Source organism: Enterobacter sp. V87_3, from assembly GCF_029967835.1.
Taxonomy (GTDB): domain Bacteria; phylum Pseudomonadota; class Gammaproteobacteria; order Enterobacterales; family Enterobacteriaceae; genus Enterobacter; species Enterobacter cancerogenus.
This window is the reverse complement of the sequence record NZ_JASCAM010000025.1, coordinates 116,271-141,060: the sequence shown is the minus strand read 5'-3', so window position 1 is coordinate 141,060 and position 24,790 is coordinate 116,271. Positions and strand designations below refer to the sequence as shown.

Here is a 24,790-nt window from a genome sequence, read left to right as displayed (position 1 = left end):
TGGTCACGCCCTCGGGATGCTGATTAAGGGGATAACGACGAGCGGGTCACGGGCGTCCATGCTCCGTAATCGTTAATGGTCTGGTAGCTCACGCTATTTGCATGGCTAAAGCTTTCCGCCAGCGTCACGCTCCCCTTCGGAGGCAGCATGACCGGCTTAACCGGCTTGCCGTCCACCTTCACATTGATGGTGGTGAGGTAGTACGGCGTAGGGTTCGTCAGGGTGACCTGGCCCGCGCGGAAACTGCCGCGGAGGGATTTCCACGCTTCGCCCGCGCCTTCCCTAAGCCCGTCCGGGCGGTAGAAAATTTTGATGCGGTTGGCCGAGGCAAACTGCAGGGAGTTGCCCGAGCTGTTTTTCATCTGCTGCGGGATCGCTTTTACCGTTATCCAGTAGAGCGTTTCGCGATCCTGAGGCAGGGATTTGCCGTTAAACATGATTTTCACCACGCTCTCGCTGGCCGGTTTTAACACGTACAGCGGTGGCGTAATGACGAAGTCGTGGCTGCGTTCGCCGTTTTCACTTTCTATCCAGGACTGGATCAGGAAGGTGGCATCGGGATGGGTGTTTCTCACCTGCAGCATGGACTGTGTGGTGGAGCTGGAGTAGACCATTCGCGTTGCGCCAAGCCCGACGCCGCCTGCATGGGCGGCCGTTGCACATAACGAACCTGCCAGACAAATCCATGGTAATACGCGCATAGTGTTTCTCCTTAAAACGGTGTCAGGCCCGGCCCGCAGACCGGGCCTGATGATTACGAATAGGTCACGGTGTAGGTTGCCGTTGCGCTGGCATCGCCTGCGGTGGCATGACCTTCCGGGGAGATGTACTTCGCGCTGAAGTTCAGGACGTTAGGGCCGGCACGCAGGGGCACCGCGGCGGCTGCCTCTCCCAGACGCACGATGTTGCCTTTTTCGTCATACAGACGGATCGCAACGTTTTGAGCCGAGTCAGCGCTGCCGTTTGACCCGACGGCCAGACTGTGGGCATCGGCGCTGTCCGGCGTGCCGGTAAAGGTCACGGCGATGGTGGTTGCGGCAATCGGGTTCGCCTCCGTGGAAGCAGAGGTATCCGCGATTTCGCAATCCTCCAGCGTGATGGAGAAGGCTTTTGCCGTGCTAGCCTCGCTGCCCGCCGCTGCCAGGGTTGCGGTACGGACTTCACCCATGTCGACGTCAATGTTGGCGCTACCCGCGCTGATGGCGCAGGCGGAGGTCACGACGCTACCGTTAAAGTTAACCGTACCGCCGCTGGTGCCAACGGCCAGGGCATTGCCCGCTGGCAGTAAGGCCATAGCAGCGATTGCCAGCACTGTTTTTTTTGTGAATTGAGCTTTCATTGTCTTGATTCCATTGTGTTGTTATTACGAGATTTGCTCTGAAGTTGGCAGGTCTAACTGGTTAAAAAGACCAGCAAATCTGTCTTGTTCCTGAGCCCAAGTTTTTTTATCGCTGAGCTTTTTAACGCGCTGACACGACGGTAAGAAAGCTTCTCCATTTCGGCGATGTAGCGCATATCCAGACCTTTACGCAGCTCCTTCAATACCCTCCATTCACCCGGCGTCAGCGATAACGCCGTTGATCTCTGTTTTGGCCGATAGCGGTTATCGACCAACCGCATTAAATTAGTTCGCCAGTGATAAAGCGGATCCTGAAGCGACATATAGGCGTCTATATCTCCTCTGACCCACAGCATGGAGTTCGCGGGGGCGGAATAAAGACAAATCACTGTTTCCGGATGCTCGGCTTTAATTCTTTTCAAATAGCGTAAGTAGTCGTATCCCGTATGGTATTTATCAGCCCCGGACATAAAGAGAATATCTATGCGGGTTGTGGCTAACATCGCATTAAGCTGCTGATAATCTTCCGTCGATATTTTTACCTGCACCTTTGAGTTAATCTTCATTAATAAAGCGGTAATGCCCTGGCGTGCATAATGATCGCCACCCATCAACGCAATATGAATCGGTCTTTTTATATAGGGTTCATTCGCCATGTTATTCCCTCGATTTATAATTGTAATGAGGCGAACCAGTATGTTGATATCGGCCTGTACTTTCGAAGCAATCACGTTGTGCTGTGTAGGGCTAGTATAAGTCGGCCAAAAAAGAGGTAACCTGAATTAATCTAAATTTATATTAATCTTTAAGATTGATAATGGTAACGCCGTTTTCCTCTTACTGGTTCTGTGCTGCGTGTTGTTTCAATTAATCATACCTGCGCTTTTTCATGCTACTTACGCTTTGATAAATGTTTTGTAAGCCTTTTGTCTGCTCATGTAAGAGCAGGCGGCGGCTTGCTGACAATGAATAACAAATGGCGGGAATTTATCCTGGTTTAAACGAATGCTCTGGCAGGGTGAGTGCGATGTTTATACTCCTAACTTATTGATATTTAGCATGGTTCACAAAATATCAGACGTGTCTCTGTTGAATGATTCAGACACGCATGTCCATTGCGTACAATTTGGTTATTTGTCTATTTTTGTCAATGTCAAGATGGCGTGTTAACGCTATTTCAACGCGGCCGTGCTCGCCCGGCAAAAGGCGGTTTGTGAGAAGTTTCTGAGGCATTAACGCCACTTCACAAAAAATGAGAGAGAATCAATAAAGGCCCCGGGAAGCCCGTCAGCAGGCGCTTTAACGCAAATGGCGAACTTCTCTCGCTTCAGTGAAGTTAAAGAGAAAATAAGAAATTAAGAATTTTCGCTACTTGCTAAGATATACAGCGTTAATTTTATCAGTCACATTGATTTGGACGTGAAGGGAGAACGTTTTTCTTTATGTAAACAAGAAAACGATAACATCATGAGAGTGTTTCAGGAGGACCGTCGCTGACCCTATGCACAAGCACTACATAATAAATAATATTGTTGAGTTTCATCCTGCAGCCAGCACGCTTCGCGATATCAACAATCCGGATCGTGTTGTCGTGCTGAATTCGCCTGCGGGCCGTTGCCTGTTGTTATTAATTGAAAGAGCGGGGTCGATTGTCACCCAGCAGGATTTTCTCGATATTGTCTGGCAACGCCGCGGTATGCTGGTTTCGCCGAATACTTATTACCAAAATATCTCGATTCTGCGCAAAGGGCTGAAGAAAATTGGTTTTGACGTCGATCCTATCGTCACCATCCCCCGCATCGGCTTAACGCTGGCAAGCGACACGCAGATTGTGATTAAAGAGCCGGTCACGCCCGCGCCGGAAATGGCGGTGCCGGAAACGGCGGTGCAGGTGCAGGATACCGCCGACTTGCGCCTTAATGAGGAGCCTGGAGAGAATGCACTGCCCGAACGGGACAGCCGCCTTGCTCGTGCTCGCTGGCTGGCAGGGATGTTAATGGTCCTGCTGGTGTTGCTGGTGAGTGTGGGCATCATCGGCCATAGCAACGCGCGTGAAAACCGCTTTATTGAGGATTATCATTTTGCCACCACCATAGGGGCCTGCCAGGTGTGGCTGGCAAATGGCATCCAGACGCAGAGTGAACGTGCCAAAGCGCTGGCCTATGTCGATCAGTTTAAAGCCGAATGTGCAGACTACCCGTGGATCTATATCAGCTGGTATGAATTGTTACCGCGCGCTTCCGTTATTCGCTGTGACAAGCCGATGAAAGAGCCTAACCGCTGCATCTCTGATTATTTTATTGAGGACCGCTAGCATGACCCGTCATCGTCAAATGCTCTCCCTGCTGGCTCTCTTATTTATCGCCGCCGCCGTGGTGCTGGGCTATTTTTTGTGGCAGCGATACGCCATAAAACCCTTTTCCTGTCAGGCTAACCTGGTACAGCACCATAAGGACGAGAAGGTGTCGCTCTGGCTGAATTACCGGTTTGACGGCAAAAGCGGCACGCTCAGTATGAACGGCAGACTGAAAAGCGAACCCGGCTCGATTATCGACCGGAAAATATCCTTCCGCGTGGCGCGGAAAGACAATGTCTGGTTACTGACGTCTGAAAATAATTTGACGTTCCCGGGAGATAACGTCGGGGATCGCCTGCTGGAGAAATACGAACCGCAATTTTTTGTTTATTCCGGGAAAAGTATTTATATCCGCATTAATGAACAACAGAATGATAACTATATTTTTACCTTAGGAACATTACCGACATATGTATGTCGAAGTACCAAAAATGAATAATTTTGAAAAGATTATGCAATAAAAACCTTTATTCTCATTTATGCTTTATTTAGTATCTAAGAATTACCTTAGAAAAATAAAAGCAACCGTTGTGTTGCAATAATGTAATTACTCTAAATTTGGCAAGTTAATGAAAATGATAGTTGAACCGTCCGGGGGCAGTATCGCTGCGCCCACTACACGGCTGCATATCGGGTTGCTGCTGTGGCCCCGGTTTTCGCTGCTGGCGTTATCCGGATTGATGGAGGCGCTGAGGAATGCGGCAAAGCGTGAGAAGACACGTGCTTTTGACATTACGCTCATCAGCGAGCACCCCGATATCCCGCTGTGCAGCAATGTGGGGGTGAGCATCAGACCCGATGCAGCGCATGCCCCGCCTGAGAACTTTAATTATGTCGCGGTGATTGGAGGGGGCCTGAAGTATCTGGCGCAAGGGTACCCGGGAGACAGAGAGTATCTTGCGCATGCGCATCACATGAACGTCCCGCTGATAGGCATCGGCACCGGCAGTTTTGTGCTGGCGCAGGAAGGGCTACTGAACGAGCGGCGAGCGTCCATTCATCCTTTCCACCTTGAGATATTCCAGCACGCTTTTCCTCAGGTTTATGCGGAGCAGGGTTATGATTTTATTAATGAAGGGGATGTCCTGACCTGCCCGGGCGGTATTTCGACCATTACCCTGGCCACTGAGCTGATTCGGCTTCATGCCGGTAATGACACGGCGAAGACCGCCGCTCAGCAGCTCTCCCTTGCCCCGCTTGAGAATGTCACTCCCCGACCAGCCAGCCTTGCCCTCATTCCTGATTCGCGTTTGCGTCGCGTGGTGCTGCTCATTGAACAGTACCTCACCCGGCCCCTTACCCCTGCGGGGCTTGCCAGCGAGGTGGCGCTTAGCGAGCGGCAGCTCAATCGCCTGTTTCATGCCGAGTTTGGTAAAACGACTCGAGAGTTCATCCGCAGTGCCCGTCTTCGTTATGCCTGCTGGCTGCTAAAAAATTCGCAGCAGAGCGTAACGGACATTGGCCTGCGGATGGGCTTTAGCGACTGCGCGCACTTTATCCGCCATTTTCAGACGGAGTATGGCTGCACGCCGGGCGTCTGGCGCACGTCGCAGGGTTATGAGCACATGTAGTTGAACGGACCTGGCGGGCAGGGACGCAACACGCCGTCAACGGTGTCGTTTTTGAAGGTGTACATCCCGCCGAAGAACGGATCGACAATCAGCCAGCCGGGCACGCCCAGGAATATCACGTTCCCCAGGGTGTACCAGTGGCTCAAGCGGGTATCCAGCGGCACGATAAGCGAGTAGTAGCCGTCCTGTTTGAGCGTGAGCGTGTACTCGCGTTTGCCAAAGTAGCTGCCGTCCGACTTCGTAAGGGTGACGGTCTGCGGCGTGGTGCCGGTTTTGACTATCGCACCGCGTTGATCGGCGATGATAAAGAACGCGTTCGTCGGCTGGCTGTTTATGGTCACGGTTTCTTCGTTATCGCCGACAATGGCGGCGCAGCCGCTCAGCAAAAGCGGGAGAAGCAGCAGCAGGGTAAGTTTTTTCATTGATATCGCTCCGGTGTCTTATCCGAGCAAAGCGACACCGTTCGGGTGAAAGTTAAACGCGTGAAGGATGCACTTGAAATAACGGGGCTATCCGAACAGAATCCCGTCATGAAAATAGAAACCGCCGTCCCTTCACAATTTGAACGTCTCACCGCGATCTGGGAATCCGCCGTTCGCGCCACTCACCATTTTTTACAGGAAAGCGATATTGCGGCACTGCGGCCGTTATTGCTCAACACCTATCTGCCTGGCCTGACGGTTGTCATCGCGCGTGATGACGCGGGCATAATTCACGGCTTTTTAGGCGTCGATGCACACCGGATTGAAATGCTGTTTGTCGACGACGCCAGCCGGGGAAAAGGTGTGGGGAAATTATTGCTGAAATACGCCATCGCAGAACTTGGCGTAAACGAAGTGGACGTGAATGAGCAAAACCCGCAGGGCGTGGCGTTTTACCGGCATATGGGGTTTGAGCAGGTGGGGCGCTCAGAACTGGACGGGCAGGGCAATGCGTTTCCGTTGCTGCATATGCGGCTGGCGAACGAATAACGACGCGCGACTCTCTTCAGCCTGTCTGAACAGGCTGAAGGGAGCAAACGGCCACAACGATTACATTACTGACGCCAGTATCCCATTTATGAAATCACTGAAGCTACTGAACGATTCAAAAACGTTCTCAGTGGCAATATTGTCTCTGATTTCAAATTTGTTCGTTGAGCTGTTATAGGTAAATAACGAGATACTATCTTCACCAAGAACTAACTTATCTGAAATGTCAGGGTCGATAAAGTCATCGTTGTTACGATAATATTCATTCAGGATGAATAAATTTTTCACAATAGGTTCTGGAGTCGCCAGACTGAACAAGGTTACGCCATCATATTCAAAACCATCCATAATTTCTAAAAATGTCAGATAATCAGGTTGGTTGGCAAACAACACATTTAGTTCATCTACTAATGCTTCTAAAACAGGTGACGTATTGGCAGTGTCTTGTCTATCAATCATGCTTTCGATAAATGATTTTGGGATGGGGTCCTGGATCGGATATTCCCATTTAGCCATAACGTCTTTTAATGCGATTAACGTGTCCTCGAGCTTCATCTTATAAGTCCTTGTAAATTAGTTATGAGGATAGACAGAACCAGAGGGGATCGCCCAAGGTGTGATTTTGCTGTCTCCTGGTGACATTCCTTTTGTCGCGGCTCTTTGCATGTTCGTGAAAATTTTATGATAGGGTTCTTTTTCCATCAAGAATTGAGCGACTAAATGAATAAAAACGGGTGGGGAAGACGTTTCCGTTGCTGCATATGCGGCTGGACAGGGATACTGTGATTAGCACTTTGTCTTATTCTCCCACTTTAATAAGTCGATGATATCTTTCTCTCCTTCGGCTTCTTTCAACAGGCGCTGCTTTTTTTCAAACTCAACATATTCTGAGCACGCCTTTTCATCAGCCGCTTTCTTGCTGATTTTGCCTGCTCCTTCCAATACGTCCCGATCGTTGAATTGCAGGAACTGATCGAGTTTGGTTTGCCAGTCTTGTAAAAATACCTGCTTGCGGCGTTTGGCCTGATCTTCGGCAAAATCCAACCACATATTCACGACGCGATTAAGTTCGCTCACCTCATCCTGAGACAGATAATTTTTTGCGGTGGTGACATCGCTTTTGCGGACGTCTTCGCCTTTATAGCTGGTCAGCCCCATATGCGGTTGGCTGGCATCTGCGCGGTGGTGAATCAACTCAGCTGCGGTGTAGCCCGTGCAGGCAAAATGCAGTTTATTCTGGATGGTCTGAAAGAATTGCGTGGTTTCTTTGAGCGACGGCTGATAGTCAGCGGCTAGCGCAAAAATTTCCCTTACGCGAAGATAGACCCGGCGTTCGCTGGCCCGTATATCGCGAATGCGTTCCAGCATTTCATCAAAATAGTCGGGTACGGCGGAAGAGCCGACAGGCGGATTTTTCAGGCGCTCGTCGTCCATAACGAAGCCTTTAACCAGGTATTCCTGAAGCGTTTGGGTGGCCCACTGGCGGAACTGTGTACCTCGCGTGGAGCGGACGCGGTAACCGATTGCGAGGATGACGGGTAGGCTAAAATACTGAACGTTATATACTTTACCATCGCTGGCAGTTGTTCGGTAAAACCGAACAACTGAATTTTCGCTCAGCTCACCCTCATCAAAAATATTCTTGATATGCCCACTGATCGTTGCTTTGGCTTTGCCGTATAACTCACAGATCGTGGCCTGTGAGAGCCACAAAGTATCGCTTTCAAAGCGGCATTCAATGCGAACTTTTCCATCCTTGCTGGCAAACATGACAAACTCACCAGCGGGTGAATTTATTAATTCTTCATATGTCATGCTGCCTCCGCGTCATAATGTAGATGCCTGTAAGTTCGTAGTATGCCAGAAACGACCGCTAAGCCAGGTGGTTTGTATTTAGTTTTGCGAGGTGCTTTCCAGGAAGCTGGGTTTGAATCGCAGCGAGCGCGTCTTCTATCTCACTGAGCTTCGCCTTCGTCCGGTTATAATCATCCTGCAACCTCTGCTCCTGCTCGTTATATGCCACCAGAACGATGCACCCCTTCATCACCTTGACCGTGACCTGCTGTCCGGTATCAAACCCTGCGGCACGCAGCCACTTTCCGGAAAGAATGATTTTCGGCGTGGATTTGTCTAAAACATTCGGGCGGTATCCCACAATTAGTGAGTGCTCGGTTCCGGATTGGTCGGTGTCTGGGGTAGAATGCGTATCAGCCATAATCAACTCCTTGATAGTTGGTGTGGTTAGACGCTCCGGTTGTGTTCCCGCACTTCGGAGCGTTGCTAATACAGGAGGATTAGGTGGCCTCCTATGTGTGTCAGAGTAGATGGATAGGTGGCCTCATGTCAATCATATCGCGCGAAAAAAAACCAAAAGGCGGCGGGCAGTCTCCGCAGTTTAAGATGCGAATTGATCCGGCATTGAAGGAGCAGTTGGATGCTGTGGCGGCTGAGGAAGGTGTGAGCCTCGCCAGTTGGTTGAAAGAACTGGCGAGGGAGGCTTTGCGAAGAAAAGATATTACACCTAAAGGTTAACAGAACTATAAATATAATATTACAAAACAAATTCCGAATATTGTTTAATATATCTTGATAAATTCATTTTTTTCGAGGGGCGGCGCAGTGGGATTGATTTAACATTATTAAAAGTTTTAATTAATTGATCCCTGTATGCTCCGTTGTTGGTTTCTTCGAATAATTTAAGATATGATTTTGATAAATAATTAGAGCATATAAACCATGGTTCTATCTGAGTTTTTTCAAAACCATCTCTTGCATCTTCAAGATAGCGAATAGCTCTACTATAAGAACTTCTTCTCTCGCAAAGGAAAATGCCATATAACATTAAAAGGGAGTAATATGCATTAGTATTTATCAAATATCTGTAATCATATTCGATAGATTCGATTGCTTGTTCGTAATTTTTTTCAATAACGTCAAGTATATCATCGTTGTTTTTATGGAATTTTAAATAGGCATCTTTTAAAATTCTTGCAAATTGAATCGGTACATAGGGATGATTTGTTATCATTGAATGCTCTTGCATTTCTTTTAATACTTTATCATAACCTGGTCTGTCGTTACGCAGCATGCAACTTTTTGCTTTTCCATAAAGGTCGAAAGTTTGAGCTATAATTATTTTATCGATATAATTTTTAGGTTGCCACTCATTAACGTTATCTCTTAATCGCTTATTGGCACTCAGAGTGGTATCAACATCGGTAAGTGTCCGTTTTATTTTCTCTTTATGAGTTCTGATTTTATCTTTTAAATCAGCGAGTTGAAAACGATCCGGCATTAGCTTGATAAAAACAAATCTTTTAGCAAACTCATTAAGTTCATAAAACTCACCTGTTTTATTGAGAATTAATCGCTCACAAAGAGAGTTGCATAATCTTTCAGATACAGGAATATCTATTTTAGCTAGCTTGCCAACAGAATACAGGTCTATTTTTTCGTTATAAAGACTTATTAATATAACAACATCTCTGACTGGCATTTTTTTCTGTTCAAGCGCTGAGAATGCACTATCAAATGTATTTTTATACATAAAATTCGAAATGATCTCTGCATCTTTTGAACTATATGAGGCAAGGTTATTTACGATAGTGTCGAATTCAACAACCCTTCTGTGAAGTGAATTTAATACTTGTATTATAATTAACGAATTACCTTTTGATAAATCGAGTAACCTATCAGTTTGTGAATTAGATAACGACACATTCAATATTTCACTATCAATTATATCATGAATGAATTTTCTGCCTTTATCATTTGTTATAAATTCTTGGATATTTATTTTCTCTTCACAAGGTTCCTCATTCCTTGAAGTTATAATAAATTGGATAGTTCTTGGCATTCTTTTTATGAAAGAAAATATTTCTTCTTTCTCATTTCCTGCCAGATTTTCAATGTTATCTATGGCAATTATCCCGCCAGAATATTTTTCTTCAATCATACTAAGATTATCAACTTTTAAATCTTTTTTTATCAAATCTTGTAATTCATTAAAGCTTTTAAATTCTGGTTTTCTATCATCAATATAAAGTTCACCTGTTGAGTAATTGCTTTTCAAATATTCGTCTTTACTGGAATAAAAAAGAATAAAATCAACTTTGTTATACTTTCCGTCTTTCTTGTCTTTTAATAATTTTTGTAAGAATTCAAGTGTTAATGCGGTTTTTCCCACTCCACCATATCCGTATAATACGACAGAACCAGCTAAACGTATAGAGTCATTATCCCCTAAAATAGATTTATATAGTGTTGAAAGCTCTTCATCTCTTCCTATTAATACCTTGTGTGATGCTTTTGCAATGCTAAGATTATTAGTGACTTTATCATCATTGTAATTTAATAATTTATATTCCTTTATTTCTCTTTCAATTATGGTTTTGCCACAGTACCAAAAATATTTATCGTCAAGCCCTGTCAACATATGCTCAACAAATGTCAAAGTCTTATTGGCATCAGAAATAGGTGTGAGATATGAGGCCGGATGTGAGAAGTTATTTCTTAGTTTGTGATATAATGAGCATGAATAGTGAAAGTCCTCGACAGAGGGGAATTTCTTGATCAATGATTCGTTTGAAAAAACTCTATTAAAGAATACCATTATCAAGTCAATTAATGAAGAAACATATGGTACATCATTGTTATATTTTTGCGTGCGATAATTTGTTTCACATGTCAATATTTCATTATGTATTGATTCATGGTGTTTTGTGAGATCATTAATTTTTGCATTCAATCTCCTTGAAAAAATCACATCGTCAGTAATTGTTATTTTTTGAAGTTGAGTTTTGAACTCTAAGGGAGTCGGATATGCTTTTATTATAATGTCTGAAATGAAACTTCTAAGAGCGACTTCACTGTTTTTTATAATCCACTGGAGCTTATCTTCCTGAACTTTAGTAATGTACATAACAATTCCTTATAATACTATTAGGTCATCTTTTGATGAAAAAGATGCTTTAAATGAATACTGAATTGAAAATGCTACTGTCGAATAGTGAATGAATTCTATGGATAAGAAAAGGATTTTTACAACTGATATATATGAATTTATGGCGGAAGATCACAGGAGTCGAACCTGCCCGGGAACGCTGGCGTCCCCAACTGGATTTGAAGTCCAGCCACCTCACCGGAGATGACGATCTTCCGCGCCTCGATTGCTACATGGAGGCGGGGCGCATTATAGCTACTTTCAGGCATTTACCACATCCCCCAACACGCTTTTTTCACAGCTCTTTTGACCTTAACCCGCCTGTTTCAGTTAATTCCTAAGAAAATCCTCAGGTTAGCTTTTCGTGCTCGTCAACTTTTATCGCGATCACAAAAAACAAGAAACATAACTTGCTAACCAGAAATCAGAATACCCGTCTTCGAAACAATGGTTTAAAAACACGGTAACCGGTCTCAGCGCCCCCTACAGCGTGAAGGATAAAAAAATATGAGCGAAGTACTGTCTGTTAAAGAGAAGATTGGCTACGGCATGGGCGATGCCGCCAGCCATATCATTTTTGATAACGTCATGTTGTACATGATGTTTTTCTACACCGATATCTTTGGTATCCCCGCCGGGTTTGTCGGCACCATGTTCCTGCTGGCGCGCGCCCTGGATGCGATCTCCGACCCGTGCATGGGGTTGATCGCCGACCGCACCCGTAGCCGCTGGGGCAAGTTCCGTCCGTGGATACTGTTCGGCGCGATCCCGTTTGGCATCGTCTGCGTGCTGGCCTACACCACGCCAGACCTCAGCCTGAACGGCAAAATGATTTACGCCGCCGTTACCTACACCCTGCTGACCCTGCTCTATACCGTGGTGAATATTCCTTACTGCGCGCTGGGCGGGGTGATCACCAACGACCCGACGCAGCGTATCTCCCTGCAGTCCTGGCGCTTTGTGCTGGCGACGGCGGGCGGGATGCTCTCCACGGTACTGATGATGCCGCTGGTGAAGCTGATTGGCGGGGAAGACAAAGCCTTTGGTTTCCAGGGCGGGATCGCCGTGCTGTCGGTGGTCGCGTTCCTGATGCTGGCATTCTGCTTCTTCACCACCAAAGAGCGCATCCAGGTGCCGCCGAGCACCACCTCCATGCGTGAAGACCTACGCGACATCTGGCACAACGACCAGTGGCGCATCGTGGGCGTGCTCACCATCCTCAACATTCTCGCCGTCTGCGTGCGCGGCGGCGCGATGATGTACTACTGCACCTGGATCATGGGCTCGCCAGAAGTGTTCGTCGCGTTCCTCACCACCTACTGCGTCGGCAACCTGATTGGCTCCGCACTGGCGAAACCGCTCACCGACTGGAAATGCAAGGTCAGCATCTTCTGGTGGACCAACGCCGCGCTGGCGGTGGTGAGCGTGGCGATGTTCTTCGTGCCGATGCATGCCACCGTCCTGATGTTCGCCTTCATCTTCGTCATTGGCGTGCTGCACCAGCTGGTGACGCCAATCCAGTGGGTGATGATGTCCGATACCGTCGACTACGGTGAATGGACTAACGGCAAACGCCTGACCGGCATCAGCTTCGCGGGCACCTTGTTCGTGCTCAAGCTTGGCCTGGCGCTGGGCGGGGCATTAATCGGCTGGATGCTGGCAGGCGGCGGGTATGACGCGGCGGCCAAAACCCAGAACAGCGCGACCATCAGCATCATCGTTGGCCTGTTTACCCTGGTTCCGGCCATCTGCTACGTGCTGAGCGCCATTATCGCCAAACGCTATTACACGCTGAAAACGCCGTTCCTGATCAAAATCATGGGCGAGCTGGCGCAGGGCGCGCGCCGCAATCAGCAGGAATTTGAGAACCTGCCGGTCAGCAAAGAATTACAGAACTAAGAGGACGAGAAGATGAAAATCAGTGATGGAAACTGGCTTATTCAACCGGGCCTGAACGTGACGTATCCGGTTCAGGTGTTCGATGTGGAACAGCAGGGCAACGACCTGGTGGTGTACGTGGCACCGCGCGACGTGCGCGAACGCACCTGGCAGCTCGATACATTGATGTTCACCGTTCGCCTGTTTGCCCCGCAGGAGGGGATTGTCGGGGTGCGTATCGAGCATTTCCAGGGCGCGCTGGATAACGGCCCGCACTATCCGCTGAACGTTCTCAACGACGTGAAGGTCGAGATTGAAAACAACGCGGAGTTTGCTGAGCTGAAAAGCGGCAGCATCAGCGTGCGCGTGACCAAAGGGGAGTTCTGGGCGCTGGACTTCTTGCGCAACGGACAGCGGATTACCGGCAGCCAGTTGAAAAATAACGGCTACGTGCAGGACGGTAACACCGATCACAACTACATGTTCGAACGCCTGGACCTGGGGGTAGGGGAAACGGTCTACGGCCTGGGCGAGCGTTTTACCGCGCTGGTGCGCAACGGCCAGACGGTAGAAACCTGGAACCGCGATGGCGGCACCAGCACCGAGCAATCCTACAAAAACATCCCGTTCTACCTCACTAACCGCGGCTACGGCGTGCTGGTGAACCATCCGGAAAACGTGTCGTTTGAGATCGGCTCAGAGAAAGTCTCTAAGGTGCAGTTCAGCGTCGAAGGCGAATATCTGGAATATTTCGTGATCGACGGCCCGACGCCGAAAGAGGTGCTCAACCGCTACACGCAGTTTACTGGTCGTCCGGCGCTGCCGCCCGCGTGGTCGTTTGGCCTGTGGCTGACCACCTCATTTACCACCAACTACGACGAAGCGACGGTTAACAGCTTTATCGACGGCATGGCCGAACGCGACCTGCCCCTGCACGTCTTCCACTTCGACTGTTTCTGGATGAAGGCCTTCCAGTGGTGCGATTTTGAGTGGGACCCGGTGACCTTCCCGGACCCGGAAGGGATGATCCGCCGCCTGAAGGAGAAGGGGCTGAAGGTCTGCGTGTGGATCAACCCCTATATCGGCCAGAAGTCGCCGGTGTTTAAAGAGCTGAAAGAGAAAGGCTATTTGCTCAAGCGCCCGGACGGTTCGCTGTGGCAGTGGGATAAATGGCAGCCGGGGCTGGCGATTTACGACTTTACCAACCCGGAAGCCTGCCGGTGGTATGCCGACAAGCTCAAGGGCCTGGTGGATATTGGCGTGGATTGCTTTAAAACCGACTTCGGCGAGCGTATCCCGACAGATGTGCAGTGGTTCGACGGGGCCGATCCGCAGAAGATGCATAACCACTACGCCTACATTTACAACGAACTGGTGTGGAACGTGCTAAAAGAGACGGTGGGCGAAGACGAGGCGGTGCTGTTTGCCCGCTCGGCGTCCGTCGGTGCGCAACAATTCCCGGTTCACTGGGGCGGCGACTGCTACGCCAACTATGAATCTATGGCAGAAAGCCTGCGCGGCGGGCTGTCGATTGGTCTGTCCGGCTTTGGTTTCTGGAGCCACGATATCGGCGGGTTCGAAAACACCGCCCCGGCGCACGTCTATAAACGCTGGTGCGCGTTCGGGCTGTTCTCCAGCCATAGCCGCCTGCACGGCAGCAAATCCTATCGTGTGCCGTGGGCGTACGATGACGAATCTTGCGATGTGGTGCGCCACTTCACCCAGCTAAAATGCCGGATGATGCCGTACCTGTATCGCCAGGCGGCGCTGGCCCGCGAGTTCGGGACGCCGATGCTGCGCGCAATGATGCTGGAGTTCCCGGACGATCCGGCGTGTGATTATCTTGACCGTCAGTACATGCTGGGGGATTCGGTGATGGTTGCGCCGGTGTTCTCCGAAGCGGGTGACGTGCAGTTTTATCTGCCGGAAGGGCGCTGGACGCACCTGTGGCATAACGACGAACTTCAGGGCAGCCGCTGGCATAGGCAGCAGCACGATTTCCTGAGCCTGCCGGTCTATGTGCGTGATAACACCCTGCTGGCGCTGGGCAACAACGATCGCAAGCCGGACTATGCGTGGAATGAGGGGACGGCCTTCCAGCTGTTTAGCCTGAATGACGGTGCAACGGCGGTCAGCGACGTCCCTGCGGCGGACGGCTCAGTGGCGTTTACCCTTAAGGCGTCACGTCAGGGCGACAGCATTACAATTACAGGGGCTGGCGAGGCGCGGAACTGGTCAGTCTGCTTGCGCAACGTGCTGAAGGTGGGCAGCGTGAAGGGCGGTTCACACGCAGGTAGCGAGTGGGGCGTGGTGGTGAAAGCCGAGGGAAATGAGGTGGTTGTTCACCTCTGAGCTGAAAAAATGCCCGGTGGCGCTTCGCTTACCGGGCCTACGATGCAGTATTTTTCTAGGCCGGGTAAGGCGCAGCCGCCACCCGGCTTGTTTATTGCACAGGTGTTGATACCACTCCACCCGTCATTGTCTGCTGCACCTGCTGTTTATCCATATTCACCGCACTCAGCTTCCCGTTAACCGTTGGCTTCAGCGGTGCGTGGGCCTGGATGCTGCCGCTGGCGGTCAGCTGCATATTGCCGTCGCCCGCGATTGGCAATGCGGGCCATCCCCACTGGTTGATGATATTGAGCGGTACGCCGCGGCCATTCAGGCTGACGGTGGTTTGACGCTGCGCCAGCTGTGAAACCGTCGCCGTCGCTTCCAGAATGCCTTTTTCCGTAAAGGCGCTAAGCTCGGTAATGTTCACCGTCGCGGCGTTCGCATTCATCGCCAGGGACGGACGCCGGACGTCAACACGGTTAAAGGTGGCCGCCGCACCGTTGAGCGTGGCGCTGCCGCCCCACACGCCCCACTGGCGATCTTTAGCCAGCTGCAGGTTCGCGCCGTAACCGTCAAGCGAGGTTATCTGCCACGGGAAGACCGGATCGATATCAATGACCAGATTGCGGCTCAGGCCGAATTTTTTCAGCGTCACGCTGTTCAGCCACTCCGGCAATGGCTCCATCCACAGCGTTTTCCAGTTTTCGGGCAGGGTGTACTCCAGCCCGGCGATGGCGGCGTCGTCCAGGACCAGCGCTTTACCGTCGCGCAGCCAGTTGCCTGACGTGCGGACCATACCGCCTTCCCAGCGGGAGGTGAACTGACGCAGCGCGATGCCCTGCGGGGAGAACTCCGTATTCAGGATAGGATCGAACAGATGCAGCGAGCCGTAGATAAACTCGCTGGCGTTCATCGACAGACGCCCGTCCTGGCTCTGCCAGTCGCCTTTGGCGAGCGTCAGGTTGCGCAGGCTTAAATCAAGATCGGTCACCGCCCAGTCCGGCCCCTGAAGACGCGCGTCGGTCACCTCCAGCCGACCAATCTGCAGGGACGGAACGGTGGTGAGCGGCGCGAAAAAATCGGCGAGCGTTTTTTCGCTCTGCAGGCGGATATCATTCAGATGCAGGGTATCGATAACCCAGCCGCCATCGGCGTTGCGCTGGGCCGAGCCGGTGAGCGAGCCGCGCGCCATATCGGCACCGATGGTGTTAAGCACCACCTCCTTGCCGTTGAGTTTGCCCTCTATCAGCACGTTGGTCGCCGGGACGCCGTTCAGGGTGAGCGAACCCGCGCTCATCTGGATCTGCGCATTTTTGCCCAGCACGTTACCCGCCTCGGGCTGCCACGGGCTCACGCCGCCCGTCACTTTTTGCGCGCTCAAATCCCACTCGGTATTCGGGCTGTTAAAAGCCATGTTGTTCAACTGCAGGCGGTCTGCCTGGAAAGGCAGCGGCGCGGTCTGCGGGGAGAGGTTCAACGTCCCGTCAAACAGGGTAATGGTGTCCATATGCAGCGGATCGGTAATTTGACGGCTGCTCAGACCAATATCGACCGTTTTGGCGACCAGCGTGGCGGGTTTGCCATCGCGCCCGAAGGTGACGTTTTTCAGAACGATGTGGGATGGCGATGAAAAGCGGTGATCCATCTGGTCGAAATTGAGTTCGTAGGCGGTATTTTCCGTTACCCAGCTGCTGGCCTGCGACGCGCCCCAGCGTGTCTGAAGCAGAAAATAGAATGCCAGCACTACAATAAGCAGGGCCACCAAAAGATAGACAAGTAGCTTTCCAATAAATTTCATGGTCTTCCATCCCGTGAAACGCACATAGAGGAGTTATGCACGATTTATGCGCAATCCTCAAGGCGGGAATGGTGTAAAGAGATGTCACGGCAGGCGTTGACAGCCTGCCGTGATGGCGATCAGTTCTTTTCAGGCGGGAACACAAGGTTCAGAACGATAGCGGTGATCCCCCCGGCGGCGATGCCGGAAGAGAGCAGGTTTTTCACCCAGTCAGGGGCAAACTGCAGGATCAGCGGCTGCTGAGAGATGCCAAGACCGACGGCCAGCGACAGGGCGATAATCATGATCGCGCGGCGGTTCAGCGGCTCGCGCGAGACGATACGCACGCCGGACGCCGCAATGGTGCCGAACATCACCAGCGTTGCGCCGCCAAGCACTGGCTCAGGGATGTGCTGCACAAAGCCGCTTACCGCCGGGAACAGACCGAGCACGATCAGCATCAGGGCAACCACAAAACCCACGTAGCGGCTGGCAACGCCGGTCAGCTGGATCACGCCGTTGTTCTGGCCGAAGCAGGAGTTCGGGAAGGTGTTGAACACCGCCGAGACGAACGAGTTCAGGCCGTTCGCCAGCACGCCGCCTTTAAGACGCTTCATGTACAGCGGGCCGGAGACCGGCTGCTCGGAGACGTCGGAGGTGGCCGTAATGTCGCCGATGGTTTCGAGCGAGGTGATCATAAAGACCAGCATCAGCGGCAGCAGCAGACCCCAGTCAATGCCCAGGCCGTAGTACAGCGGGGTGGGGACAGTAATGAGCGCCGCATTGGCAGGGGCGGTGTTCTCCGGCAGCATGCCCAGCGCCCACGCCATCAGGTAGCCAGCCGCCATCGCAATCACCAGCGATGCCACGCGCAGATACGGGTTACGCTGACGGTTAAGCAGAATGATAATCGCCAGCACGATGCCTGCCAGCAGCAGGTTTTTTGGTGCGCCAAAGGTGTGGTCGTTCATCGCCGCATAGCCACCGCCGATGGACGTCAGGCCAACCTGTATCAGCGACAGGCCGATAATCATCACCACCACGCCGGAAACCAGCGGCGTGATCACCCGGCGCGCCAGGTGCAGCACGCGGGAGATGACCATCTCCGTGCAGCTTGCCAGCATCAGCGTGCCGAACAGCGCTGCCATCATCGTCGGGACGTCCGCACCGCCGGTTTTCAGTGCCGTACCGCCCATGATCAGCGGGGCCACAAAGTTAAAACTGGTGCCCTGAATCGACAGCAGCCCGGACCCTACCGGACCCCACGCTTTAATTTGAATAATGGAGGCCACACCGGAGGCGAACAGGGACATGCTGATGATGTGCTGAGTATCCTGAGCCGGTAAACCGAGCGCCTGGCAAATCAATAACGCAGGGGTGATCACCGCCACGAACATTGCCAGCAGGTGCTGACACGCGGCGAACAGCGTTTGAGGCAGCGGCGGGCGGTCCTCAAGACGGTAGATCAGTTCACTGTTTTGCTTCTGCGCAATCGGTTGCGCATCAGGAGACTCTATGGTGTTAACGGACATCGGCGGCAATCCCACGGTGGAAAAGCGGGCATTTTATCTGACCAGTTGGTAAAAGCAAACGATTGCATTTAGAAATTTTTCTGAGGGGGATTCTGTGGCGTTTTCAGGCGTTGGAGTAGCGCTCGGTTTCAGGCATCCAGCGTTCGATAAGCGCTGCCGCCTGCTCGGGGTAGCGTTCATGAATATGGCGGGCGAGGCGCTGAACTTCGGGGATCATGGCCTGATCGCGCATTAAATCCGCTACCTTAAACTCGGCGTTGCCCGTCTGACGCGTGCCCAGCAATTCGCCCGGCCCGCGGATTTCCAGATCTTTTTGCGCAATCACGAAACCATCGTTGCTGTCGCGTAAGACCTGCAGACGCATCTGCGCGGTTTTGGACAACGGCGCTTTATAAAGCAGAACGCAGTGGGAGGCCACCGCGCCGCGGCCAACGCGCCCGCGCAGCTGGTGGAGTTGCGCAAGACCCAGGCGCTCCGGGTTTTCAACAATCATCAGGCTGGCGTTTGGCACGTCCACGCCCACTTCGATGACCGTTGTGGCAATCAGAAGATGCAGCTCGCCCTGTTTAAAGGCCTGCATGACCGCCTGCTTCTCGGCGGGCTTCATACGCCCGTGCACCAGGCCAACGTTCAGCTCCGGTAGCGCCAGCTTAAGCTCTTCCCAGGTGGCTTCTGCGGCCTGCGCTTCAAGCAGGTCAGACTCTTCAATCAGCGTACACACCCAGTAGGCCTGACGCCCTTCCTGCATGCAGGCGTTGCGCACGCGGTCGATAATATCGCTGCGACGCGTGTCCGGGATAGCGACCGTCGTCACCGGCGTACGGCCCGGCGGCAGCTCGTCAATGGTAGAGGTATCGAGATCGGCGTAGGCGGTCATCGCCAGCGTGCGCGGGATAGGCGTGGCGGTCATGATCAGCTGATGCGGATGGTAGCCCTGTTGCAGCCCCTTTTCCCACAGCGCCAGACGCTGATGCACGCCAAAGCGGTGCTGTTCATCGATGATCACCAGCGCCAGGCCGTTAAACTGGACCTGTTCCTGGAAGATGGCGTGGGTGCCAACAATCATCTGTACCTGGCCGCTGGCAATCGCCTCCTGCTGCGCAAGACGGGCTTTGCCCTTCTGCTTGCCGGCCAGCCAGCCCACCTCAACCCCAAGCGGGGCGAACCAAGCGCGGAAGTTATTGGCGTGCTGTTCGGCCAGCAGTTCGGTCGGTGCCATCAGTGCCACCTGCTTGCCGTGGGCAATGGCGCGCAATGCGGCCAGCGCGGCAACCAGCGTTTTACCGGAACCGACGTCGCCCTGAACCAGACGCATCATCGGCACGTCGAGTGCCATATCGCGCTCAATTTCGGCGGTGACACGCGCCTGTGCGCCTGTCGGCTTAAATGGCAGCGAGGCCAGAAGCTTATCTTTGAGCTCATCACGCTGGCTTAACGGCTGGGCGTGGAAGCGCTGCGCTCCCGCACGCAGGGCCAGCATGCTCAGGTTGTGAGCCAGTAATTCCTCAAGGATAAGCCGCCGCTGGGCGGGATGCGTGCCGCTTTCTAAATCAATGAGCTGGAGCGTCGGTGGCGGACGGTGCAGGGTACGCAGCGCCTCCGGCAGGCTCATCATGCCCTGCGCCAGCTCCGGCGGCAGTAACTCGGCGATGGCACAGGTATCAAGCAGCTCAAGCGCCTGATCGGTCAGCTTGCGCAGCGTCGCTTGCTTGATCCCTTCGGTCGTCGGGTAGACCGGCGTGAGCGTCTCCTGGAGTTCCGGCATGCTGAGATCGCCCTGTACGCGATACTCGGGGTGGATCATCTCTGCGCCGTATTTTCCGCGTTTGGCTTCGCCATAAGCCAGTACCCGCCTTCCGGTAGCAAGGCTGTTTTTCATCGCCGCGTTGAAGTTGAAAAAGCGCATAGTGAGAATGCCGGTGCCGTCGCTGATTTGACAGGTCATCATTCGACGTCCGCCGAACGTGATGTTGCAGTTCAGCACTTCGCCCTCAACGGTAGCGTAAATTGCGGGCAGGAGATCGCCAATTTTGTACAGCTGGGTGCGGTCTTCATACCGCAGGGGGAGGTGAAGCAGGAGATCCTGCACGGTATGCAGGCCAATTTTTGCCAGCTTACCGCTTTGCGCCGCGCCCACGCCCGTCAGGCTGTTGAGCGGGATAGCATCCAGCAGGCGGCCTTTCATCGGTTATCCTGCGTACTGCATGGTAGACCACCACTCGGCATCGGCTTCAATTTCGCCCTGCGCGTTGACGTGGGGGTAAGGTAATTTTTTCTGTTTCGCCACGCGGGCCAGCACCGGATAGCCCCCTTCAAACAGCAGTCGCTGCTGTTCTTCTTCCGGCAGCATGCTGCTGCTGCGCGCGTACATTCCGGCGTTCTGACGCTGGCGCTGTGCTTCATACAGGATCAGCGCGGAGGCAACGGAGACGTTGAGGGACTGTACCATGCCGATCATCGGGATGATGATATCCCGATCCGCCAGATCCAGCGCTTCCTGGCTGATCCCGGTTTTCTCCTGACCCATCAAAATGCAGGTCGGGCGGGTGTAGTCGATCTCGCGAAAATCTACGGCTTTATCGGACAGGTTGGTCGCAAGCACCTGCATGCCACGGCCCTTAAGATGGGATACGGCATCGCCTATTGTCTGGTGAGATTTAACCGAGACCCAGCTATTACTGCCTGCGGCAGCCGAGACCATCGTACGCATACGCGCGCCCGGCCAGACGGCGTGGACTTCGTGCACGCCGACGGCGTCTGCTGTACGGACAATAGCGGATACATTGTGAGGCTTATGGACCTGCTCCATGCAGACCGTCAGGTCAGGCTGGCGCCTGGCGAGCATTTCACAGATACGTGCATAACGTACTGAATTCATAAGCCTAGTTTCTGTTACGAGTGACTTTGATAACGTCTGGCATCACGCGGATTTTGCGCATAATGTTCGCCAGATGCACACGGTCGCGCGCGGTCAGGCGAATAAAGGCGCTATACACGCGGCCATCTTTCTCTTCCGTGTTCAGGCTTTGAATGTTGGAAGAGGCGGTGTTGATGGCAGCCGTCAGGTTTGCCAGGGCACCCTGGTGGTTGAACATATCCACCTTAATTTCGGTGATAAATTCCTGCGCCGTCTCTTTATCCCATTCGACCGCCATAAACTTCTCCGCTTCTTTCTGATAGCCGCGGATGTTACGGCAGGACTCGTGGTGGATCACCAGGCCTTTGCCCGGGCTGACGTGGGCAATGATCGGGTCGCCGGGGATAGGTCGACAGCATTTCGCGAAGGTAATGAGCACGCCGTCAGCGCCTTTAATCGGCAGATGACCGTGGCCTTGCGTCGTGGACTGCGGCACGGAGGCGGTGTCGCCCTGCTGCAGGTTCTTCGCTACCACCACGCTCATGGCGTTACCAAGGCCGATCTCGGCCAGCAGGTCGTCCAGCGAGGCGAGTTTCATGCGCTCCAGCTCATGCTGGATGTTCTCTGGCGGGATCTCCGCGAGCTTACGGCTGCCGCCCAACGCGTGGTTGAGCAGACGGCGACCCAGGCTTACGGAGTCATCGCGCTTGAGGTTTTTCAGCAGCTGACGAATTTTGGCGCGCGCCTTGGAGCTGACGACAAAGTTCAGCCAGGCCGCGTTCGGACGTGCGCCCGGCGCGGTAATAATTTCCACTGTTTGACCGCTGGCGAGCGGTTGCGACAGCGGGTAAGGCTGTCTGTCGACGCGCGCGCCCACGCAGGCATGACCGATATCGGTATGCACGGCGTAAGCAAAGTCGACCGGTGTGGCACCAGCAGGCAGCTCGACGATGCGCCCTTCTGGTGTGAAAACGTAAATCTCATCCGGGAAGAGATCGGATTTCACGCTCTCAATGAATTCAAATGAGCTACCCGCGCTCTGCTGCAGTTCCAGCAGGCTTTGCATCCAGCGCTGGGCGCGGATCTGTGCGGTAGTGCTGCTTTCGCCACCGTGCTCTTTATAGGCCCAGTGTGCCGCGACACCCATTTCCGCCATCTGGTCCATATCTTCGGTGCGGATCTGCACTTCGACAGGCACACCGTGCGGCCCGATCATCGAGGTGTGCAAAGATTGATAGCCGTTCGCTTTTGGAATGGCGATGTAATCTTTCACGCGCCCCGGACGCGGTTTATACAGGCTGTGCATCTGCCCCAGCACGCGATAGCAGGTGTCCGAGTCCTGGACGATCACGCGGAACGCGTAGATATCCATGATCGAGTGAAAACGCTGCTCTTTGAGCACCATTTTGCAGTAGATGGAGTACAGGTGTTTTTCGCGACCGCTGACGCGGCAGGGGATCCCCGCTTCCTGTAAACGTCCTTCAATCTCAGAGAGGATTTTTTGGATCATCTCTTTACGGTTACCGCGCGCGGCTTTCACCACCTCTTTAATTACGCGATAGCGGTTCGGGTACAACGCTTCAAAACCCAGCTCTTCCAGCTCGGTTTTAATGTGATGAATACCTAAACGATGCGCCAGCGGACTGTAAATTTCGAGGGTTTCACGGGCAATGCGGCGACGTTTGTCCGGGCGTAATGAGCCCAGCGTGCGCATGTTGTGCGTGCGGTCAGCGAGTTTGATGAGAATGACGCGGATATCCTGCACCATCGCCATAATCATCTTGCGGAAGTTTTCGGCTTGCGCCTCTTTCTTATCGCGGAAGTTCAGCTTATCAAGCTTAGAGACCCCTTCCACCAGTTCGGCAACGCTTTTGCCAAACAGCTGTTCCATATCCTGGTAAGTGGCAGGGGTATCTTCGATCACGTCATGCAGTAGGGCAGCCATCAGCGTTTCGTAGTCGAGTTTCATCTCGGCCAGAATACAGGCTACCGCAACCGGGTGCGTGATATAGGGTTCACCGCTTGAACGTGTCTGGCCCTCGTGAGCGTCACGTGCAACGAGATACGCCTGCTGAAGACGCTTAATCTGGTCTTCAGGCAGGTAGGTTTGAATCAGTTGATTCAGGCTTTCAAACAGATACAAGGGCGACCCGCAGGTTTAATTAACGACGACCTTCAGCAATGGCGGTTACGGCCTGCAGTTCTGCGGCTTCCTGCTCTTGCTGCTCCTGGCGCTCACGCACGTCGAGGATCTGGTTGTTGATCAGACCTTCTTCGATTTCGCGAAGTGCAATAACGGTGGTTTTATCGTTTTCTTCCGGTACCAGCGGATCTTTACCGCCTACCTGCATCTGACGAGCGCGACGCGCGGCGACCAGTACCAGGTCAAAACGGTTACCAATTTTCTCTACAGCGTCCTGAACAGTTACGCGTGCCATACTTAAAATGCTCCACAGGTGAAGAAATGACTGGGCATGATACTGAAAGTGGGTTCAGTCTGCCAACAGTTTGGTGATTAATGCGTCATGTCGCTGCTTCTGGCGGCTCATACGCAGACGTTCTGCACGAAGGATGGTCTTGAGATCGCTCAGCGCGGCGTCAAAATCATCATTCACAATAAGGTAATCATATTCCGCGTAATGGCTCATTTCTGCAACTGCCTGCGCCATACGCTTTGCAATCACCTCTTCGCTGTCCTGACCACGACCGCGCAGACGGCGATCGAGTTCATCTTTCGACGGCGGCAGTATAAAAATGCTGCGCGAGTCCGGCATCTTCTTGCGGATCTGCTGCGCGCCCTGCCAGTCGATATCCAGGAACACATTGACGCCCGTTGCCAGCACCTGCTCAATGGTTTCACGCGAGGTGCCGTAGTAGTTACCGAAAACTTCAGCGTGCTCAAGAAACGCGTCTCTGCCAATCATCGCTCTGAATTCGTCGTGATTCACAAAGAAATAGTGCTCACCGTGCACCTCACCCGGACGCGGTGCTCGCGTGGTGTGAGAAACAGAAACCTGTGTGTCGTACAACGGTTGGGTTTTTAACAGTGCCTGAATAAGGCTGGATTTACCCGCGCCACTAGGGGCAGAAACAATATAAAGCGTGCCTTGAGCCATGAGAGTCTTTTGTATGTGTTAGCGAAGAAGTCCTACATACGGGCTTATTATACACGTCGGCGCTGTGTGACGTAGCCTTTGTCACACTTTTTCCCATGGTTTATTAAATTTTGCGTG

General features: G+C 52.4%; 22 protein-coding genes, 1 tRNA gene and 1 pseudogene. 7 read left to right on the top strand and 17 right to left on the bottom strand.

What is annotated here, in order from left to right; all coding sequences use genetic code 11:
* Positions 1-23 precede the first annotated feature (23 nt).
* Genes QLG21_RS14865 through QLG21_RS14855 form a run of 3 tightly spaced genes read right to left on the bottom strand, consistent with a single transcriptional unit; the run spans position 24 to position 1,995 of the window.
* On the bottom strand, positions 24-701 hold the full coding sequence (locus QLG21_RS14865; RefSeq protein WP_101736756.1) for a fimbria/pilus periplasmic chaperone: 678 nt from the start codon (positions 699-701) through the stop codon (positions 24-26).
* 53 nt (positions 702-754) lie between these two features.
* The gene (locus tag QLG21_RS14860; RefSeq protein WP_137903406.1) at positions 755-1,339 is read right to left on the bottom strand and encodes a fimbrial protein; all 585 of its coding nucleotides are present in this window, start codon (positions 1,337-1,339) and stop codon (positions 755-757) included.
* A gap of 53 nt (positions 1,340-1,392) precedes the next feature.
* Positions 1,393-1,995, bottom strand: coding sequence for a LuxR C-terminal-related transcriptional regulator (locus tag QLG21_RS14855; RefSeq protein WP_137903407.1), 603 nt, complete (start codon positions 1,993-1,995; stop codon positions 1,393-1,395).
* A gap of 845 nt (positions 1,996-2,840) precedes the next feature.
* Between QLG21_RS14855 and QLG21_RS14850 the strand changes: the two genes are divergently transcribed.
* The 3 genes from QLG21_RS14850 to QLG21_RS14840 all read left to right on the top strand — a co-directional run bounded on the left by QLG21_RS14850 (position 2,841) and on the right by QLG21_RS14840 (position 5,266).
* Positions 2,841-3,653 carry a winged helix-turn-helix domain-containing protein gene (locus QLG21_RS14850; protein WP_282484705.1) on the top strand — a complete coding sequence of 271 codons (813 nt, stop codon included), beginning with the start codon at positions 2,841-2,843 and terminating at the stop codon, positions 3,651-3,653.
* A 19-nt stretch (positions 3,654-3,672) separates the two neighbouring features.
* Entirely contained in the window at positions 3,673-4,134 is a 462-nt protein-coding gene (locus QLG21_RS14845; protein ID WP_282484704.1) for a hypothetical protein, read from the top strand.
* A 130-nt stretch (positions 4,135-4,264) separates the two neighbouring features.
* Entirely contained in the window at positions 4,265-5,266 is a 1,002-nt protein-coding gene (locus tag QLG21_RS14840; RefSeq protein ID WP_282484703.1) for a helix-turn-helix domain-containing protein, read from the top strand.
* Here QLG21_RS14840 and QLG21_RS14835 read toward each other — a convergent pair.
* Positions 5,251-5,688: a hypothetical protein gene (locus QLG21_RS14835; RefSeq protein ID WP_101736760.1), complete on the bottom strand. Its 438-nt coding sequence runs from the start codon at positions 5,686-5,688 to the stop codon at positions 5,251-5,253. The genes QLG21_RS14840 and QLG21_RS14835 overlap by 16 nt on opposite strands.
* Positions 5,689-5,796: 108 nt before the next feature.
* On the opposite strand from QLG21_RS14835, the gene QLG21_RS14830 reads away from it, so the two are divergent.
* Positions 5,797-6,237, top strand: coding sequence for a GNAT family N-acetyltransferase (locus tag QLG21_RS14830; RefSeq protein WP_282484702.1), 441 nt, complete (start codon positions 5,797-5,799; stop codon positions 6,235-6,237).
* A 60-nt stretch (positions 6,238-6,297) separates the two neighbouring features.
* Here QLG21_RS14830 and QLG21_RS14825 read toward each other — a convergent pair whose 3' ends face one another.
* The 4 genes and pseudogenes from QLG21_RS14825 to QLG21_RS14810 form a co-directional block, all read right to left on the bottom strand.
* Complete coding sequence (locus tag QLG21_RS14825; protein ID WP_282484701.1) at positions 6,298-6,792, bottom strand: YrhA family protein; 495 nt, start codon at positions 6,790-6,792, stop codon at positions 6,298-6,300.
* An 18-nt stretch (positions 6,793-6,810) separates the two neighbouring features.
* A pseudogene (locus tag QLG21_RS14820) lies at positions 6,811-6,966 on the bottom strand (hypothetical protein); the annotation flags it as partial.
* A gap of 57 nt (positions 6,967-7,023) precedes the next feature.
* The gene (gene rhuM / locus QLG21_RS14815) at positions 7,024-8,052 is read right to left on the bottom strand and encodes a RhuM family protein (protein WP_282484700.1); all 1,029 of its coding nucleotides are present in this window, start codon (positions 8,050-8,052) and stop codon (positions 7,024-7,026) included.
* A gap of 58 nt (positions 8,053-8,110) precedes the next feature.
* A complete protein-coding gene (locus QLG21_RS14810) occupies positions 8,111-8,452 on the bottom strand; it encodes a SymE family type I addiction module toxin (RefSeq protein WP_282484699.1) in 342 nt (113 codons plus the stop codon).
* A 125-nt stretch (positions 8,453-8,577) separates the two neighbouring features.
* Here QLG21_RS14810 and QLG21_RS14805 point away from each other — a divergent pair, with 125 nt between their 5' ends.
* A complete protein-coding gene (locus QLG21_RS14805; RefSeq protein ID WP_282484698.1) occupies positions 8,578-8,769 on the top strand; it encodes a toxin-antitoxin system HicB family antitoxin in 192 nt (63 codons plus the stop codon).
* A gap of 19 nt (positions 8,770-8,788) precedes the next feature.
* On the opposite strand, the gene QLG21_RS14800 is transcribed toward QLG21_RS14805, so the two are convergent.
* Both QLG21_RS14800 and QLG21_RS14795 read right to left on the bottom strand, forming a co-directional pair.
* Complete coding sequence (locus QLG21_RS14800) at positions 8,789-11,158, bottom strand: ATP-binding protein (protein WP_282484697.1); 2,370 nt, start codon at positions 11,156-11,158, stop codon at positions 8,789-8,791.
* A gap of 143 nt (positions 11,159-11,301) precedes the next feature.
* Positions 11,302-11,396, bottom strand: a tRNA-Sec gene (locus QLG21_RS14795).
* Between the two features lie 290 nt (positions 11,397-11,686).
* Between QLG21_RS14795 and QLG21_RS14790 the strand changes: the two genes are divergently transcribed.
* Positions 11,687-13,078, top strand: a complete 1,392-nt coding sequence (locus QLG21_RS14790; RefSeq protein WP_058610858.1) for a glycoside-pentoside-hexuronide family transporter — start codon at positions 11,687-11,689, stop codon at positions 13,076-13,078.
* 12 nt (positions 13,079-13,090) lie between these two features.
* Entirely contained in the window at positions 13,091-15,409 is a 2,319-nt protein-coding gene (gene yicI, locus QLG21_RS14785; protein WP_282484696.1) for an alpha-xylosidase, read from the top strand.
* 91 nt (positions 15,410-15,500) lie between these two features.
* Here yicI and QLG21_RS14780 read toward each other — a convergent pair whose 3' ends face one another.
* The 7 genes from QLG21_RS14780 to gmk form a co-directional block, all read right to left on the bottom strand.
* Entirely contained in the window at positions 15,501-17,189 is a 1,689-nt protein-coding gene (locus tag QLG21_RS14780; RefSeq protein ID WP_282484695.1) for an AsmA family protein, read from the bottom strand.
* Positions 17,190-17,308: 119 nt separating this feature from the next.
* Positions 17,309-18,700: a uracil-xanthine permease family protein gene (locus tag QLG21_RS14775; protein WP_282484694.1), complete on the bottom strand. Its 1,392-nt coding sequence runs from the start codon at positions 18,698-18,700 to the stop codon at positions 17,309-17,311.
* 103 nt (positions 18,701-18,803) lie between these two features.
* Positions 18,804-20,885: an ATP-dependent DNA helicase RecG gene (gene recG / locus QLG21_RS14770; protein ID WP_006177707.1), complete on the bottom strand. Its 2,082-nt coding sequence runs from the start codon at positions 20,883-20,885 to the stop codon at positions 18,804-18,806.
* Positions 20,886-20,888: 3 nt separating this feature from the next.
* Entirely contained in the window at positions 20,889-21,578 is a 690-nt protein-coding gene (trmH, locus tag QLG21_RS14765; RefSeq protein ID WP_058610855.1) for a tRNA (guanosine(18)-2'-O)-methyltransferase TrmH, read from the bottom strand.
* A 4-nt stretch (positions 21,579-21,582) separates the two neighbouring features.
* Positions 21,583-23,700, bottom strand: coding sequence for a bifunctional GTP diphosphokinase/guanosine-3',5'-bis pyrophosphate 3'-pyrophosphohydrolase (gene spoT / locus QLG21_RS14760; RefSeq protein WP_006177709.1), 2,118 nt, complete (start codon positions 23,698-23,700; stop codon positions 21,583-21,585).
* Between the two features lie 19 nt (positions 23,701-23,719).
* Positions 23,720-23,995 (bottom strand): DNA-directed RNA polymerase subunit omega, encoded by a 276-nt coding sequence (gene rpoZ / locus QLG21_RS14755; RefSeq protein WP_000135058.1) that lies wholly within the window; start codon positions 23,993-23,995, stop codon positions 23,720-23,722.
* A 54-nt stretch (positions 23,996-24,049) separates the two neighbouring features.
* On the bottom strand, positions 24,050-24,673 hold the full coding sequence (gene gmk, locus QLG21_RS14750) for a guanylate kinase (protein ID WP_006177710.1): 624 nt from the start codon (positions 24,671-24,673) through the stop codon (positions 24,050-24,052).
* Between the last annotated feature and the right edge of the window lie 117 nt (positions 24,674-24,790).

Coding starts and splice junctions, on each gene's coding strand:
- QLG21_RS14865 (WP_101736756.1), bottom strand. CDS start 701: ATGCGCGTATTACCATGGATTTGTCTGGCAGGTTCGTTATGTGCAACG.
- QLG21_RS14860 (WP_137903406.1), bottom strand. CDS start 1,339: ATGAAAGCTCAATTCACAAAAAAAACAGTGCTGGCAATCGCTGCTATG.
- QLG21_RS14855 (WP_137903407.1), bottom strand. CDS start 1,995: ATGGCGAATGAACCCTATATAAAAAGACCGATTCATATTGCGTTGATG.
- QLG21_RS14850 (WP_282484705.1), top strand. CDS start 2,841: ATGCACAAGCACTACATAATAAATAATATTGTTGAGTTTCATCCTGCA.
- QLG21_RS14845 (WP_282484704.1), top strand. CDS start 3,673: ATGCTCTCCCTGCTGGCTCTCTTATTTATCGCCGCCGCCGTGGTGCTG.
- QLG21_RS14840 (WP_282484703.1), top strand. CDS start 4,265: ATGAAAATGATAGTTGAACCGTCCGGGGGCAGTATCGCTGCGCCCACT.
- QLG21_RS14835 (WP_101736760.1), bottom strand. CDS start 5,688: ATGAAAAAACTTACCCTGCTGCTGCTTCTCCCGCTTTTGCTGAGCGGC.
- QLG21_RS14830 (WP_282484702.1), top strand. CDS start 5,797: ATGAAAATAGAAACCGCCGTCCCTTCACAATTTGAACGTCTCACCGCG.
- QLG21_RS14825 (WP_282484701.1), bottom strand. CDS start 6,792: ATGAAGCTCGAGGACACGTTAATCGCATTAAAAGACGTTATGGCTAAA.
- rhuM (WP_282484700.1), bottom strand. CDS start 8,052: ATGACATATGAAGAATTAATAAATTCACCCGCTGGTGAGTTTGTCATG.
- QLG21_RS14810 (WP_282484699.1), bottom strand. CDS start 8,452: ATGGCTGATACGCATTCTACCCCAGACACCGACCAATCCGGAACCGAG.
- QLG21_RS14805 (WP_282484698.1), top strand. CDS start 8,578: ATGTCAATCATATCGCGCGAAAAAAAACCAAAAGGCGGCGGGCAGTCT.
- QLG21_RS14800 (WP_282484697.1), bottom strand. CDS start 11,158: ATGTACATTACTAAAGTTCAGGAAGATAAGCTCCAGTGGATTATAAAA.
- QLG21_RS14790 (WP_058610858.1), top strand. CDS start 11,687: ATGAGCGAAGTACTGTCTGTTAAAGAGAAGATTGGCTACGGCATGGGC.
- yicI (WP_282484696.1), top strand. CDS start 13,091: ATGAAAATCAGTGATGGAAACTGGCTTATTCAACCGGGCCTGAACGTG.
- QLG21_RS14780 (WP_282484695.1), bottom strand. CDS start 17,189: ATGAAATTTATTGGAAAGCTACTTGTCTATCTTTTGGTGGCCCTGCTT.
- QLG21_RS14775 (WP_282484694.1), bottom strand. CDS start 18,700: ATGTCCGTTAACACCATAGAGTCTCCTGATGCGCAACCGATTGCGCAG.
- recG (WP_006177707.1), bottom strand. CDS start 20,885: ATGAAAGGCCGCCTGCTGGATGCTATCCCGCTCAACAGCCTGACGGGC.
- trmH (WP_058610855.1), bottom strand. CDS start 21,578: ATGAATTCAGTACGTTATGCACGTATCTGTGAAATGCTCGCCAGGCGC.
- rpoZ (WP_000135058.1), bottom strand. CDS start 23,995: ATGGCACGCGTAACTGTTCAGGACGCTGTAGAGAAAATTGGTAACCGT.
- gmk (WP_006177710.1), bottom strand. CDS start 24,673: ATGGCTCAAGGCACGCTTTATATTGTTTCTGCCCCTAGTGGCGCGGGT.